This window comes from Butyrivibrio sp. WCD3002 (assembly GCF_000424265.1).
In the GTDB taxonomy this organism is placed as follows: Bacteria; Bacillota; Clostridia; order Lachnospirales; family Lachnospiraceae; genus Butyrivibrio.
The window spans coordinates 117,198-132,243 of record NZ_AUJO01000012.1; the positions used below are offsets into that span (position 1 = coordinate 117,198).

General features: G+C 41.9%; 19 protein-coding genes, 1 tRNA gene and 1 pseudogene. 6 read left to right on the plus strand and 15 right to left on the minus strand.

The features are described from left to right. Window positions 1-66 precede the first annotated feature (66 nt). The 3 genes and pseudogenes from G608_RS0111485 to G608_RS0111495 form a co-directional block, all read right to left on the minus strand. Window positions 67-453, minus strand: a pseudogene (locus tag G608_RS0111485) (RtcB family protein); the annotation flags it as partial. A gap of 17 nt (window positions 454-470) precedes the next feature. Beyond that, a complete protein-coding gene (locus G608_RS0111490) occupies window positions 471-1,943 on the minus strand; it encodes a DUF2828 family protein (RefSeq protein ID WP_026496151.1) in 1,473 nt (490 codons plus the stop codon). A 34-nt stretch (window positions 1,944-1,977) separates the two neighbouring features. Further along, window positions 1,978-2,050, minus strand: a tRNA-Ile gene (locus G608_RS0111495). Window positions 2,051-2,519: 469 nt separating this feature from the next. On the opposite strand from G608_RS0111495, the gene G608_RS20985 reads away from it, so the two are divergent. Then, on the plus strand, window positions 2,520-3,323 hold the full coding sequence (locus tag G608_RS20985; RefSeq protein WP_242829382.1) for a WYL domain-containing protein: 804 nt from the start codon (window positions 2,520-2,522) through the stop codon (window positions 3,321-3,323). Here G608_RS20985 and G608_RS24565 read toward each other — a convergent pair. Further along, window positions 3,304-3,459: a sortase B protein-sorting domain-containing protein gene (locus G608_RS24565; RefSeq protein ID WP_155833277.1), complete on the minus strand. Its 156-nt coding sequence runs from the start codon at window positions 3,457-3,459 to the stop codon at window positions 3,304-3,306. The two genes, G608_RS20985 and G608_RS24565, sit on opposite strands and share 20 nt — an antisense overlap. Between G608_RS24565 and G608_RS0111505 the strand changes: the two genes are divergently transcribed. From G608_RS0111505 to G608_RS0111515, 3 genes are read left to right on the plus strand one after another with little or no spacing between them, the layout of a single operon-like run. Then, entirely contained in the window at window positions 3,416-4,429 is a 1,014-nt protein-coding gene (locus G608_RS0111505) for an aminopeptidase (protein WP_026496152.1), read from the plus strand. The two genes, G608_RS24565 and G608_RS0111505, sit on opposite strands and share 44 nt — an antisense overlap. Before the next feature lie 12 nt (window positions 4,430-4,441). Next, the gene (locus G608_RS0111510; protein WP_026496153.1) at window positions 4,442-4,786 is read left to right on the plus strand and encodes a hypothetical protein; all 345 of its coding nucleotides are present in this window, start codon (window positions 4,442-4,444) and stop codon (window positions 4,784-4,786) included. Window positions 4,787-4,795: 9 nt separating this feature from the next. Continuing rightward, window positions 4,796-5,347 carry a DUF2087 domain-containing protein gene (locus G608_RS0111515; RefSeq protein WP_026496154.1) on the plus strand — a complete coding sequence of 184 codons (552 nt, stop codon included), beginning with the start codon at window positions 4,796-4,798 and terminating at the stop codon, window positions 5,345-5,347. Window positions 5,348-5,545: 198 nt separating this feature from the next. Here G608_RS0111515 and G608_RS0111520 read toward each other — a convergent pair whose 3' ends face one another. The 8 genes from G608_RS0111520 to G608_RS0111560 form a co-directional block, all read right to left on the minus strand. After that, window positions 5,546-5,725, minus strand: a complete 180-nt coding sequence (locus tag G608_RS0111520; RefSeq protein ID WP_026496155.1) for a GNAT family N-acetyltransferase — start codon at window positions 5,723-5,725, stop codon at window positions 5,546-5,548. Then, a complete protein-coding gene (locus tag G608_RS0111525) occupies window positions 5,722-7,050 on the minus strand; it encodes an MFS transporter (RefSeq protein WP_026496156.1) in 1,329 nt (442 codons plus the stop codon). The genes G608_RS0111520 and G608_RS0111525 overlap by 4 nt, the downstream gene beginning before the upstream one ends. A 113-nt stretch (window positions 7,051-7,163) precedes the next feature. Beyond that, window positions 7,164-7,463, minus strand: coding sequence for a zinc-ribbon domain-containing protein (locus G608_RS0111530; protein WP_196810189.1), 300 nt, complete (start codon window positions 7,461-7,463; stop codon window positions 7,164-7,166). Between the two features lie 218 nt (window positions 7,464-7,681). Further along, window positions 7,682-7,939: a hypothetical protein gene (locus G608_RS0111535; protein ID WP_026496158.1), complete on the minus strand. Its 258-nt coding sequence runs from the start codon at window positions 7,937-7,939 to the stop codon at window positions 7,682-7,684. A 121-nt stretch (window positions 7,940-8,060) separates the two neighbouring features. After that, a complete protein-coding gene (locus G608_RS0111540; protein ID WP_026496159.1) occupies window positions 8,061-8,597 on the minus strand; it encodes a TIGR00730 family Rossman fold protein in 537 nt (178 codons plus the stop codon). 23 nt (window positions 8,598-8,620) lie between these two features. Then, the gene (locus G608_RS0111545) at window positions 8,621-9,493 is read right to left on the minus strand and encodes a phosphotransferase (RefSeq protein WP_026496160.1); all 873 of its coding nucleotides are present in this window, start codon (window positions 9,491-9,493) and stop codon (window positions 8,621-8,623) included. 32 nt (window positions 9,494-9,525) lie between these two features. Next, window positions 9,526-9,744 carry a hypothetical protein gene (locus G608_RS0111550; protein ID WP_155833278.1) on the minus strand — a complete coding sequence of 73 codons (219 nt, stop codon included), beginning with the start codon at window positions 9,742-9,744 and terminating at the stop codon, window positions 9,526-9,528. A gap of 220 nt (window positions 9,745-9,964) precedes the next feature. Then, window positions 9,965-10,606 carry a trimeric intracellular cation channel family protein gene (locus tag G608_RS0111560; protein ID WP_026496162.1) on the minus strand — a complete coding sequence of 214 codons (642 nt, stop codon included), beginning with the start codon at window positions 10,604-10,606 and terminating at the stop codon, window positions 9,965-9,967. Between the two features lie 292 nt (window positions 10,607-10,898). Here G608_RS0111560 and G608_RS20990 point away from each other — a divergent pair, with 292 nt between their 5' ends. Beyond that, window positions 10,899-11,228, plus strand: a complete 330-nt coding sequence (locus G608_RS20990; protein WP_035795427.1) for a helix-turn-helix domain-containing protein — start codon at window positions 10,899-10,901, stop codon at window positions 11,226-11,228. Window position 11,229: 1 nt separating this feature from the next. Here G608_RS20990 and G608_RS20995 read toward each other — a convergent pair whose 3' ends face one another. The 3 genes from G608_RS20995 to G608_RS0111580 form a co-directional block, all read right to left on the minus strand. Then, window positions 11,230-12,570 carry an oligopeptide/dipeptide ABC transporter ATP-binding protein gene (locus G608_RS20995; protein WP_051209235.1) on the minus strand — a complete coding sequence of 447 codons (1,341 nt, stop codon included), beginning with the start codon at window positions 12,568-12,570 and terminating at the stop codon, window positions 11,230-11,232. 13 nt (window positions 12,571-12,583) lie between these two features. Next, window positions 12,584-13,132, minus strand: a complete 549-nt coding sequence (locus G608_RS21000) for an ABC transporter permease (RefSeq protein ID WP_051209238.1) — start codon at window positions 13,130-13,132, stop codon at window positions 12,584-12,586. 401 nt (window positions 13,133-13,533) lie between these two features. Beyond that, window positions 13,534-13,869, minus strand: coding sequence for a DUF1622 domain-containing protein (locus G608_RS0111580; RefSeq protein WP_026496163.1), 336 nt, complete (start codon window positions 13,867-13,869; stop codon window positions 13,534-13,536). A gap of 274 nt (window positions 13,870-14,143) precedes the next feature. Here G608_RS0111580 and G608_RS0111585 point away from each other — a divergent pair, with 274 nt between their 5' ends. Further along, window positions 14,144-14,995, plus strand: coding sequence for an alpha/beta hydrolase (locus tag G608_RS0111585; protein WP_026496164.1), 852 nt, complete (start codon window positions 14,144-14,146; stop codon window positions 14,993-14,995). Window positions 14,996-15,046 lie beyond the last annotated feature (51 nt).

Sequence of the window (15,046 nt, forward strand, 5' to 3'; positions counted from 1 at the left end):
CATTTCTGAAAAATATGCCCCCAATTTTAGCCTTAATTTGTCGTTTCTTACCGGCAAAGCCACGTCTCATCCCGCTGCCTTAAAGTTGTAGATAGGCTTCATCACATCTATTATCTCCACTGACTCCTTTATCACATCGATGATGTCATCAAGTGACTTGTAAGCCATAGGCGCCTCGTCGATTGTGGCCTCGCAGACAGATGATGTGAAGATTCCCTTCATGGACTCCTTGTACTCTTCCATGGAAAGATTGTTCTTTGCGGCGGTTCTGGACATTATTCTTCCGGCTCCGTGTGGCGCAGAATAGTTCCACTCAGGATTGCCCTTGCCCACAGCAAGCACAGATCCATCTCTCATATTTATGGGAATCAGAACCTTCTCTCCCTTGTGGGCAGCTATTGAGCCTTTTCTAAGGATCATCTCATCAGTGTCGATGTAGTTAATTGCTGTATGCACCTTTTTATTATTCTTTATGCCGCGATCCTATCATATCTTTCTGATAAAAGGACGCTCATCATAAATCTATATGGCTCAAGATCACCCTCTTTTAACATGGAGAAAATCTGAGGGCTGCAGCCTGAAACCAGCGCCACTCCTCTATCGTTCACCTTCACAGGCTGCTGACTGTTACGACTCTCCACGTTCCAGAACACTATCTGAGGAAGTTTATAACCATATCTCTCAAACTCAGCCTTGGCATATTCGAAATTGGTCATATTCGCATTACCTGCACAGTAATCGAATTCCATGTCAGAGATGATGTAGAGCTTTTCCGGCATATCTGCCTGTGTAAGGTTATTCTTTACAGCAGTTCTGAGAATAAGCGCAAAAGTTCTGGCTATATCCGTATTGCTGCATTCATTGAAACGCATACAATAACGCACTTTTTCCACAATATCTCTTCCCTTTATCTCCACTAATCTGGGATTGGTGGAAAAGGTTATGAAATGGTTATGAAAAGCGCCAGTATTTCTCTCAGCAAAATATATGCCAAGTGACTGCGCAACTGCTGCCGGAACCGGATTTTCGCTACAGTACATAGAGCCTGAACCATCAACTACAACCAGTGAATTTTCTGCTCCTGCAAAATTCTCCAGGGCATTCCATGTGGCATTCATGGCACGTCTTTCGTCCTCTGAAAATCTAGCCCTGTTTATTACAGGCGCTATAACATCATAAGGTGTAAGTGTCCCTGTGTGCATGACGGAAGGATTTTCCTCTGCCTTTGTTATGAAAGCTGTATATCTTTCCTGATCGTTTCTAAGAAAAGCCTGTCTATACTTATAGAGAGCCTTGGAAGGCTGCTTTTCATAATCGAAGGTGTAATCCTTTTCTCTTAAATTATTCTCTATGATTCTGATCTGTGCTCTGAGCGCAGACAATGTTTTTCTGTACTCGGTATCAGTCATACCCATGGCTCTTGCGATCTTTCTTGCATTTTTTACAGCTTCCAAATTGCTTGTATTAACGGAAGGAAGCCACTTTGCAAGAAGTGAAACAGTTTCATTTTCTTCATTAAAACCGTTCATGATCTCGATGTCCTTCTTTAAAGTCTTACCAATGTAAGCCATTACTTCCTTCTCTACCGGAGTGCCGATTAGAGCAAGAAGGTCATCGAATCTGCCGTATTCAGCCACGTTCTCAATATTCTTTTTTACAGATTCAGGCTCAGCTGCTGCCAGATACTCAAGTATTACTCTGAATACTCTTCTCTCACCAAGGCCGCCTCTGATATCTCTTGCGAAAAAGAGCATCTTCATCGCAAGGTCAGCATCCTCTGCGTAAGCCTTAACAAATCTGCCAACTATATCATCCTCAGAAGCATTTCTAAGGGCACCGATTGTCGCAAACATATCAAGGCACTCAGACTGAGTGGATGCATAAGTAACTGCGCCGTTTTCTGTATATGTTTTATTTGCTTCCTTCTTCAAAAACTCTAACATTTTCTTTTCCTCCTAATCCACTAGATACAACCTTTAAATAGGTGATGGGATTCGAACCCACCGAATGCCTGGTTATAAGCCAGGTGCTCCCATGGAGCTAACCATTGGAATTATTGCTGTTCGTATCTATTTGATTACTGTATTTCAGCCTTACAAGACACACTTCCCCAAAAGGGAAGGGTGGGATTTGAACCCACAAAGCCGGACCGAAATCCGGCTGTGCCAACCAAATTGCTGTATGTGTCTTTTGACTTTCTGTGATTTTATCTTAGCCCAGTTAATTGGATATAAAAAGATGCAGTTAGTATACATATCGCAACCCCAATATGATACAATATATGCATAAAACACATAGATATTTATTATTTTTACAACCCCATTTAAGAGGCGCGACATGACTGAGAAATACAAATTTATTTATCCGAGGATACAAGATCAAGACTTATTAACGATGCAGAGCTTTTTGAATTCACTAAGAAAGATGAAACTGTAAATCTCAATGCCTTCCTGAAAATCCTAATCGTCAACTACTTCGATCAATACAGACATGACAGCGAGGCTCTGTTAAACAACATAATGAGCGATCTCACAGAGATGACATCCATATCTGATGCAGATGCTGCCCATCTAGCAGACAAAATTGTCAGCACATACATAAAGAACGATAGGATATCCAGTTCCAAAAATATAGCTGTTACGTTGACAGTCAGCGGATCATCCTATGACATAATCCGAATTATAGAAAACAACATGCTACGTGATACTTCCCTCTCGCAGTATCTTAAGGACATGTTCAATTCATATCTGTCCATTCCAAGGAGCCAGAGAGAAGCCATCATTTTTAAGGACACCTACGAAGATATAGAAAAAGCGCTTAAGCAAGGTCGTGTGCTCACCTTCACTACAACATCTTCTGAGTATGACAAATCCTTTGCTGTGGAGCCTTACTTTATTGCGCCTTCTAAAGAAGAACAGTGCAACTACCTTCTGTGCTGCGATGCCCGTACTCGCACTCCGCATACCTTCAGAATCTCAAGAATCAGGAGCGCCTTCGTAACATCAGATAAATTTGAAATTGATTCAGAGCTGCAAAAAGAGCTCCAGGAAAAAGCTATCCGAAGCCCTCAATCAGTATCAAAGACAGTACCGGCTGTCATTAAATTAAATAAATATGGAATCAGAAAATTTAAAGTTGTCACTAAAAACAGGCCAATTGTGTCAAAGATAGAAGGCGACCTTTACTACTTTGACTGGCCTGAGTTACAGCTTGAAGAATACTTCAACCGTTTTGGAAGGGATGCCATAGTATTAGAACCGGCTTCCCTTAAAGAAAATCTTCGCAAATACTATTACTATGCCCTCAGAGAATATAGTAAATAAAAAACCTCTCCTCACTAATATTATGTTGACAAAAATAATAGATGCATTTACATTTAGATAAACATCTAATCAAAAATTGTGAGGAGGATATTATGAAAAGAGATACATATAAAAAAATAGTCGCTGCATCAGGCATAGAAACCGGAGATCTTGTACTTATACAGTACTGGATGAATGACAGCTTCAGCGAGGATATAGCTTTTCTCCAGGCTGAGATAGCTGCTGCCGGTGCAACCCCGGTAATGGTGGTTCAGAACCTTATGATAAGCCAGCTTATCAATGAAAATGCCACAGAACATACCTATGGCGACAAGTTTTTCAAATTGTACGAAGATGCTGATGTGATCATCGACCTTATGGAGAGGCCTGTGGGCGTTCTTACCAAGCCGCTTGATCCTGAAAAAATGGGACTTCTCGGCGGATATATGGGTAGGCTTTTCCAGACATGCGCATCCAAAAAGAAGATGCTTCAGCTTCGTGTTCCCACTGAGGTTATGGCTTCAAAAGAGGGTCTTGACCCGGTAGATTACAAAAACCGCATGGAAGCTGCAATGGATATAGATTATAATTCCCTTAGACAGGAATGTGAAAATCTACGAGAAGCCAACAGCCGTTTCAGCGGTGTTACAATTAAAACCGGTGACAATTACAGTCTGGACATTTCATTTGGAGACAGGTCCTGGGATATTGATGCCGGAGATGGTGACATTCCCTGCGGCGAGATCAACATCGCACCCATAGAGAATCTGACAAACGGGAAAATCTTTTTTGAAAAGATATACCTCCCTGATCCGGAGAATCCCAGAGCCAGACATGATTTTGACAAGGTTGTGCTCTCCGTTAATGAGGGAATTATTACTAGCTCAAACAACGAGGCGCTTAATTCTCTTATAGAAAAATACGGTCCTGAAAACGTCACTGTCTGCGAGCTTGGATTTGGTATGAATCCCGGTGTTACAAGCCTTTGCGGCTGCGCTGTTCTTGATGAAAAAATGATAGGTACATTCCATCTTGGAATTGGCGATAACACAATGTTTGGCGGAACAAACGAGGCCGACTTCCACAACGATCTTATCGGCCACGGAGAATATATTTGGAAAGAGTAAAGGAATTATCTGATGAACGAAAAAGAATTATTTGATTTTCTTGATGAGGAAAAGGCTTTAGTGCTGGCAGAGGTTAAGGAACTGGCCTCTCAGGACAGAATGGACGAGAGCAACATCTTAAAAGCCAAGTCCAATATCTATGACATCTGCAAGGCCGTATTTGGCGCAGCGACCAAGAAAGCTTCTGACGGCAATGTTAAAGATACCTTTTTATCAACATTTGGAAACATAACAGGCCAGTGGCAAAAATCCCTTGAGCAGGCCAAAGCGCATGATGACAGTTACAAAATCCTGATCGAAGAAGCCAAGCTTTCTGCAGTTTCCGAGATTCTGGAAAAGACTGAAGATCTCTTTTAAGGAGGCAACATGACTGAATCACAGGCAATTGCTCTTTTCAAATGTCTTGCAGACAAATCAAGAATACAGATTTTAAAGTCTCTCATTGAGGAAGAAATGTACGTAGAGCGCCTCTCCGAGCGATTAAGCCTCACCCCCGCCACCATCTCTTTTCACCTGAAAAAGCTTGTGGATGTCGGAGCCGTGAAATCGCGAAAAGAACAGTACTATACCATTTACTCCATCAATGACGATGTCTTTAATGTATCAATTCTGGACATTCTAAGAGAAGAGTCTGAGGAAAAAGATCTGCATGCAGAGCGAGACGAAAACTACAGAAAAAAGGTAATAGACAGCTTCTTTGAATATGGCAAGCTTAAAAGTATTCCTACCCAGCGGAAAAAAGAACGCATTGTTCTTGAGGAAATCGCTAAAGCTTTTGAACCAGATCGCAGTTACACTGAGCGCGAGGTAAATATCATCATCGCTGATTTTCACGACGATTTCTGTACGCTTCGTCGCGATATGGTCGCAGAAAAACTTCTGGTTCGCGATAAGAATCAATATAAAAGATGGCCTTAGGGATAACTTAAGTAAAACATATTCATCCGTTATTACAAAAACTACTACTTGTGGAACTATTTTTATCATAGCAATAATAATCGGAATAATTATTAGTATCATTCGTATTAGCAGTAAGATCACATCTATTGTTAATGAACTCACATCAATGCGAGACTGGAAGAAGTAGATGAATAGCGGAGGGAATTTTTTATGTTATCAACCTTCATATTTGTACCATGGATGTGTTCCGATTATTTCAAATCCGACAGAGCAGGCTATTTTCATGGATGCTTCATTCCTCGTATCGCAGCCCCATGAAGGTGTTTTTCCTCTTCGAAGCGTTTCTTTCACCATTGCAGAAGCAACGATTTTTCCATAGTCTGTGAGTTTTTTCATGATTTTTCCATACTCTTTCTTTGTGCAAAATACAGCGGAATGATGGTTAACAGAACTACGACAAATCCTGCAATAAACACTGCGTTTGTAGGAAGATACTCTGTAAAGCCGTACTCATCCACAAACTCGCCGCTTCTTTTTATGATGGGATTCGAGATAAGCGGAGCAACCACCATGGGTATAAGGACGTAGAAAATAATACGTATACCTTCAAACTGGCCCCTTGAATCCTCAGGATACAGGCGCTTTGACCAAACGGTGATGGTTTGCAAAAACAGCATGTATCCGATGCCTACAAACAGCACACCTGCCAAAAGATGCGGATTCCAGATAGTGGAAGGATCCACGTTAGTGGGTGATACAAGCAGGCCGATTATTAAAAGGCCTATGGAATTGATAATGATAGCTACCAAAATTATCAGCGCTGATTTTCCTTTTTGAATAAGCTTAATTGCAGGAATGGTCGTAAACATGGCGATAAGAAGCCCCACGCCCTCGATCAGGCCCATGGTATCAGCCGTAAATCCAAGATAATAAATCATGAAGTTTCCAAGATGTGAAAAATAAACATTGAAAGAAATAAAGTAAACTGCCAGCATCAAGTTTACGAAGATAAGCTCCCTGTGCTTTAAATATTCTTTTATATTGAAAATAGAGAAAAACTGCTGTGAAAAGCTTCCCTTAACAGAAGAGCGAAGAGACTCGGCATCCTTCATTCCAAAAAGAGAATACAATCCGAGCAATATCACGCTTCCACCAATTACCACAAAAAGTCGCATGTAATTGTCATCTGCACCTACAAGAAGACCGCCAAGAATTGTTCCTGCGATCGTTCCGATGACAGGCTGAACTGCAAGAGCAGCACCCAATGCTCCTGAGTTTTCCGGAGTCATGTAGTCGTTGATCCAGGCGTTAAAACCTATATCATTTCCCATGGAACCAAAGAAACTCATGATTGCGTCAGCTGCAATGACAGCAAATGCAACACCTATGATGGAAGCATTTTGATTTTCCTGATTCCTCAGAAATTCCGTTGTTCCAAAAAGAATTGTAAAGATTCCCCACAAAATATACCCAACTGATATAAGCGTTTTTCGGGTTCCTTTTCTGTCGGATATGCATCCGAATAAAAATGTGGACACCGTTGTTGCCATGGCAGATATTGCCAGCATCCACGAGATAATAGTCGGATCCTTTGCGATTTTTGCATACACGAAGGTGTTAAACCACTGGTTTTCCATATTCCAGCAAAGCTGTCCGGCAAGTCCCAGTAGCCACACGAATGACCAGAACGATACTGTACTCTTTTTAGAATCAGAATGCATATTGACCCCCCCATTTCGCTTTTTTCTATAAATATCATACTACATTATTTTGGACCTGGGGGGACGAGGTTGGTGGTCCATTTTGATTCAATAACTAAATTCCTTGGAATTAGTCATCTCTTCAAAAAGTTCAACAATGCTCCGCTGGAAATAAGCTGTCCAAGTGCATCCGCAAGCTTAGCTCTCTGCCTGTTTCCGTCTTCCAGCTGCATGTTGATTCGCTTAAGCTCTGCCAATATTTCACTATTATCCGGCGCAGGCGCCTGCGTAGGAACCTGCGCTCTGTACTGTTCACCTTTCAGGCCATATCCGCAGTTAGGGCAAAATCTCTCATGACCATTTAAATCAAGACCACAATTAGGACAATTCATATAAACACCTGCCTTTCTGCCAATCCAACTCCATAAACACATACTATTCCATGATATATATTTATTATCCCTCACATATCTAAAACCCTCGTAAACTGCGGCTTAAAGGATAATTAAATGGATTTTTAGTTTCTTTTCCTGCGTTATTTTTCTGCAATATTTTTCCATTGAAAAAGGCAGGAATTTCTTCCCGCCTTGATAAACCACATATTATTATTCACTTATTTATACTCTTTTATAATATCTCTTCAATATTTTCTTCATCCCCTATAAAACACCTGGACTCTGCTGCAAGGGATCTTTGGGTCTTTATCGTACAGATCTTCGTCGTCTGCATACCAGAAACCGGAAATGACCTTGATATCTTCAGCCTTGCATTTCAATACTGCTGCCGCGTAGTCTTTCGCCAACTCCAATGGGCACCTGACTGAGACTGTTATGTAGTCTCTCCCGTCTTCGACGCCAAAATATGTCTGCGTAAAATAATCCTCTTCCACTTGATGTCTGATGTTTTTCATGACAAACTCCCCCAAAACTCCCTAGCGTGCCATTGGAGACGGTTCTACTTGGCACACAGTACACAAGAAAGGCGTGCCAAAGAGAACCGTCCCCAGTGGCATGCACCAGTGGCACATGATATCACTTTCTGCCGATAAACTCCGCTATCTCTTCCATATCCTCAGAAAAGAGAACCCTTCTAAAGTACTCCTTCTGTCCAAGGCCGTTATTTATGACATTATCAATGACGCCCTTAAATGGCTGATAATATCCGTCTGTATTGAAAAAGACGATGGGACAGGTAGTAATATCAAGACTCCCAAGAGCCATTACTTCTGTGATTTCATCTAAGGTTCCAATGCCGCCGGGGAGAGCCACAAAAGCATCTGCCAGTTCGATCATTTTGGCTTTTCGCTCAGCCATGGTGGCAGTCTCGATGTACTCAGTAAGGCCCTGATGTTTCCTCTCCTGAATCTGCAGAACGTCGGGGAGAACTCCGATAACTTTGCCGCCTGCTTCCAAAGTACTGTCACTTACAGCTCCCATGAGGCCTTTGCTAGCCCCGCCGTAAACAAGAGTGTGTCCGTTTTCGCCAATCCATTTGCCCAGTGTCCTTGCTGACTCTGTGAACTTCTCATTATTCCCACTTGTTGACCCGCAATATACCACAATATTCATCAGCATCTTTCCTCCTGATATTGCTACTTACAAGCAATCATATCCCACAAGGTTTCTTTTTGATCTATGCCAAAATTTAGTATCTTCCATAAAGAATCCACAGCATATGGACCATAAGTCTGCATATATGAAATGTGCATCTGTTCTGCGCCAAAAAAGAGCAGATCGTATTCTTCTTTCGTCAATTCTTCTTCGCCGTAATATCCTCTAAGGAAGCTTTTAGCCAAATCAAATCGATAGTTCATCTGCTCGGTATCATGATTAAAGTCTACAAACTGCATGATGAAAGGCCACCCAAGATCAAGATACTTACTACCAATTCCGGCGTCATCCAGATCGACGAACATCACCTTGCCATCCTCGCTTAGCATTACATTATGCGGGCCTATGTCGGTGTGAACAAAGCATTGATCCAATTGTTCAAAATCAGGAATATTGTCCAGAATTGCATCGAATTCTTTAACAAAGCTGCGATCTCTGAACCATTCATAAAAACGCATTTTGCTCTGGATAAAAGGAGACTTAATGCTATATCCTTCCAGCTTATGCAACTGCCTCAATGCTTTACCGATCATGTATTCATCGTCGGGAGTCTCTTGCATTTGCCTACCCTCAATAAACTCCATTAGATAAAACCAAAAATCGCTATCGCATATATAGAATCTACCTGTTTTCGTAGGGATAATTCTTGGTGCTACGCCCTTTTCATTTCCTAAAAACAAGTGTGCCTGAACATTACTCGATATAACGGCTTCAGGCATTTCGCAAGAAAATCCCTTTAAAATATAAAATCCAGAATTCGTTTTTATTTTGTAAACAGGTCTTTTTATATCTTCCTTTAGCTGTTCTTCAATATGCGGATTATCAAGATCCCAATTTTTCAGTATCCCTGCCAACGCCGGTTCTCCTAATAATCAATAAAATGGATTTATTTATAATCCCTCGATATCGCCTTTTTATACTTAAGCTTAGCGTCCTTGGCGCCGCCTGTCTTGTTTATCTTTTTAAGAAGCTTTTCGGCGGCTTTTTTCTTTCCTGCAAAGATGGTGAATTTCGCCTTCTTCTTTATTTTCTTAAATGTGTTCTTATCAATCTTCTTTATACTGTCACCGCACAAGCTTATAGCTAGATTGATAGACCGTTCCATCAGGCCACCAATACATCTTGGTATCTACGTAAATTGACCCCACCTGCGCTAATACTGTCTGTGATGATGAAAACAAAACGGCGAACGCCACAAACAGACTCAAAACATTTTTCCACACTTTCATAATAAGCCTCCAACAATCCCCATTTTTCGCACCTCAAAAAACTCTGTGCCAAAAAGAACCGTCCCCAATGGCACACTAACCCCGTTCCCGGGTCCATTAAAGATTAACTTTTGGCAGATTCCAAAGGAAATGTCTTGCCAGGACTCTCAGCAAAATCACAAGGGCAAAGCTGCATACCATCGCGGCATTCCAGGCTTGGAAAAGCTCGTGCATGAAAACCATAAGAATTCCGCCAATTATTACAGGCAGCGCATAGACATGCTTAACAAAAATTGCAGGCATCTGATTGGAAAGAACGTCCCTAAGCACGCCTCCGCCAACTCCTGTGATAAAGCCAAGAAAAACAAGAAGAAACAGATCGTCGGCATAACCGAAATTTGCTCCTATCATGACGCCGTCTACCATAAATGCCGCAAGGCCAAGGGTGTCAGATACGAAAAGCCCTCTGTCATAGAGACCTGTAAACTTCTCAGGTACGCCCTTATGGAAATACATTATGCAAAAAACAATGTTGGCAACAACGGCTGCCACCAAAACATAAAAGGGATTAAGAAACATCTGCGGCGGAAAATTGCCCATGACAATATCTCGCATAAGACCGCCTCCGCAGGCCGTCAGAATGGCAAGAATATTAACTCCGAATATATCCATTCTCTTCTGGATTCCTGTAATTGCACCGGATATAGCAAAGGCAACTGTGCCTATAAAATCGAAAATTCCTAAAAGAAGTACTGACATTTCCCCAAATACCTTCCCCAAAAATACTTAATCAGCGTATTCTATGATACTCCATTTTTCCCTTGTTTTGTACTGTTCCTGACAGTAATATCATCTTTGCATTTTTTATTTTGTCTGTCTACTTCCTACATGCTCTGCTGAATCGCACAGTCAGAGTGGCTATATTATAGTGCAATATATTGCACTATATGTGCCTGTGCACCGTATAAAGTGCATTATTTTACACTTTATTTTGACTCGTTTCTCGTATACGTGGTACTATGTATATATGAATTACAAGAGAGGTGCCGCTATGACTTCGCAAGCTTATCTGGAGAAAATACAAAGAAAACTTAAAAGATATAGAATCGAGTCTGCAATGACACAGGAGGAACTTGCATCTGCAACAGGCTTGTCACTTCGCTCAATAAAACGATTTGAAAACGGAAATGATATTTCCGCCGGAAATCTTATAAAAATTCTTATTGCACTAGATCTTGCTGATCTGGTTGATAACGCTATTCCGGATCTTGATAACAGACCTTCAGCTTATGTAGATAAACAGAAAAACAGAACTAAGCAAAGAGCTCACAAAAAAACTACCAAAAATACAGTTGAGTTTAAGTGGGGTGATGAACAATGAATTATGCAGAAGTATTTCTTTGGGGAACTCGCATAGGAACATCTGTGCCGTTAATCTTAATCTCGCCGTGCTGAGGCTCAAGGGCACGCATTATGCACTTGGCAAGTGTGGATTTTCCGCAGCCGGACTCTCCAACGATTCCGATTGTCTCACCTCTGTGGACTGTAAAGGAAACATCCTCAACTGCATGAACCTCACCGACTTTTCTCTTCATCATTCCCTTCAGAATAGGGAAGTACATTCTAAGGTCCTTAACTTCCAGGGAAACCTCATCGGAAATGAGCTTCTCAGGAGTCTTCTCCAGCTCACCGTCAAGCTGTTTCATCTTTTCCTTAAGCTCTTCCTCCGAGAACACGCAGCGAACAAAATGACCTTCTCCTATCTCCTTAAGCTGAGCCATTCCTTCCTTGCAGCGCTCATCTCTGTATTTACATCTGTCATAAAACTTGCAGTAAGGAGGCATCTTTGCAGGTACAGGCGGAAGTCCCTCGATGGGGATAAGACGTCTGTCCTTTCTGTCCGTAAGCCTCGGAACTGCAGCCAGAAGACCGTGGGTGTATGGATGAACCGGCTTATCAAAAAGTGTGTATTTATCTGCCGACTCAACGATATTGCCGCCGTACATTACATAAATTCGATCCGCATATCTGGCAACAAGTCTCAGGTTGTGGGTAATGATTATTACAGAGACATTTCTCTCAACGCTGAGGTTCTTTATAAGGTCCAGAATCTGGGCCTGGGTTGTAACATCAAGAGCTGTGGTTGCTTCATCTGCTATAAGCACCTCAGGATCCGCAGCAAGAACCATGGCTATCATGACTCTCTGCCTCATACCGCCTGAAAACTCTGCAGGATACTGATTGTATCTTATATCGGGATTGGCGATACCAACCTTTTCCATCATTTCGATGGCCTTTTTCTTGGCCGCAGCATCATCCAGATTAAGATGTGTCTTGATGTTTTCCTTTATCTGCTCTCCGACTTTAATTATGTGATTAAGGGAAGTCATGGGCTCCTGGAAAATCATTCCAATCTTGCCGCCTCTGACACTCCTTGCTTCCTTACTGAACATTCCGTAATCCAGCATGTTACCTTCCATACCGTTTATACGAACATCTCCCTCTACCTGTCCGGGAGACATGATGAGCTGCAGCATACTCATGGAGGTTACGGACTTACCTGAGCCGGATTCTCCAACGAGACCTACGATCTCACCCTTTTTGAGTTCTAAGGATACGCCATCCACTGCTTTTATTCTTCTAGTCTTATCAAAAGGGAAGGTTGTGACGATATTCTCACATTTCACAAGGATATCATCCGTTATATTTGTATTTGAATTCATTATTAGCCCTCCATTATTTCTCACCGCGAAGTGACGGATCCAATGCATCGCGGATGCCGTCTCCCAGCAGGTTCAGGCTTATTATCAATATTGCAAGGCAAACGCATGGTATCATAACGTATGAGGGATAAACCATGAGATAGGGTCTTGCTTCGCTGATGATTGATCCCCAAGAAGCAGTTGGTATTTTAATACCTACTCCAAGGAAGCTAAAACCTGCTTCCATCATTATGGTTCCGCCTACACTCTGGGTTGCCTGTACAATAATAGGTGATATTGCATTAGGGAAAACGTGCTTGTACATGAGCTTTAGCTTGTTTTCACCGGATAACTTAGCAGCTGTTATGTAATAATATGCAGCTATCATACCAAGCAGTATTCCTATAGCGGTGGCAGCCATTGTTGCAATAACACACGTTAGCAATGAAGCCCTTGCTCCGTATACGATACGGGACAACAGATCTCTTCCAAGATAGTCTGTTCCAAGGGGATTCTTAGCTGATGCGGGCTGCGGAATGCCTTCCTTCAAAATTGCATTGGGGTCATAGGGTGCAATGAACAACTCCTGCCCCCTTTTTCCTTTTTCGTAATCCGCATCCGGTGCATTAAATATAACGCCTGTTTCTTATGCCCGACTCCATTAAAAATATGCTATTTTCCTGCCCTGCAATACGAAGTTAAATGGAAACTCATTTTTGGCGCCAATCCCGCAAACCCGCTCTATGACAAATTTTGAGAGGTACCATTTCAAATTTTAAGTAGTGCAAGGGCCTCCTAAATGTTATTTTTTATGTTAGATGAGTAATACTAGGCGACATATCCTACTCATTATGTAATCCTTTGGCTCGCCCCCTTCTTTACTGTCACGGGATCGCATCATTTTTGCTTGATATCATGAAAAAACAGCTCAGGACTTTTGGTCTTGAGCTGTTTTGATTTACGTACTATGTATAAATTCAGGTGTTATTTTTCCAACGCCTTTTCCTCATTTTTAATTTCCCAATGGATCAGGAACGTAAGGGCAGCTCGCAGGGTTATGATAGCTCCAAGAATTCCAAGCTCAGCCCATTCTCGAACAACAACGGTTCTAAGAACCTCGCCACCAAGCTTAAATTCCAGAGCAAGGGCGATACCCTGGGCAAGCTCCAATCTGATGGCATCATTTTTTTTGATCCAGTAAATGAAGCTCTTCACACCGGTATATACCAGAATGCAAATGCCAAAGAATTCCAGTAAAAGTGTAGAAAACTCAACCACGTAACGAAGCAAATTTTCCGCTGCCAGATAGGTCTGTTCCATAGCGCTCTCCTTTTTTGGAAATCAAAAACATTAACCTACTTTAATTATGACACAGACTCCTGAAAAAGAAAGTTAAATATCGCTAAAAAAGTATTAAAAATCCGTACATCATAACAATTTCCGAAAAATTAAGCAATATTTGGAAAGAATCGGTCTTCTCGAGGGTATATGATAATACTATAGTTCAGGGGTTATCCATAAACAGCCATAAAAAAATACCATATGCTGTTATGAATAATCAGAAGGGCCTGAACCAAAGGAGGAGCAAAAAACAATGGAATACGTTTTTGAAATGCCCGGGGAAATGCTCATAGAAGCGGAAAAGAAGGGCCGCGTCGAGCTGCTTGAGTATGATTCAAACACTTATGATGAAGAGAACAGAACTCTTCACAAGAAAGCATGGGTATATCTTCCCTGCGATTATGACGAAACAAAAAACTACAACATTCTCTACCTGCTGCATGGCGGCGGATTCACACAGGACTGGTGGCTTAAGCTTTTCCCTGACACCGTGACAATACTTGATAACATGATAGAGAAAAAGCTTTGCGATCCCTGCATCGTTGTTACACCTACTTTCTACCACGATGAGGATGACAAGCACACAAAGGATGAGTCAAGATGTGAAAACTTCCGGCATGAGCTTAGAAATGATCTGATTCCTGCAGCTGAGAGCAAATATTCAGGCTTTTCAGGAAAAGATGTCTCAGAAGAAAACCTCATCAAGACAAGAGATCACCGCGCTTTTGCTGGACTTTCACTTGGTTCTATGACTACCTACAGAGCCGCTTTCTATAATAACTTCGATCTGTTTGCATGGTATGGTCCTTTCTCAGGATGCTGCGGTCCCTTCGGTGACCATGATTTGGAGGTTAAGAGAATCTGCGAAACTCTTTCCAAGGGAAAAGAGAAGGGCTATGATCTTAAATTCATGCTTTGCTGCAACGGCGATAAGGACATTGCCTTCGAGGAGCACATCGATATCATGGAAAGGGCAGTTACAGAGAGTGACCTGCTCAACCAGGGAGAAAACTACGATTTCTTCATCATCCCCGGCGGTGTTCACGACATGAAGGCATGGCAGCTTCATATGTACCATGCACTGCAGGTGTTCTTTAAAGCTTGATCCAAAACCTGACGTAGCGTCTTGCGTCTATAAAACGAAATGAGGGCGTCA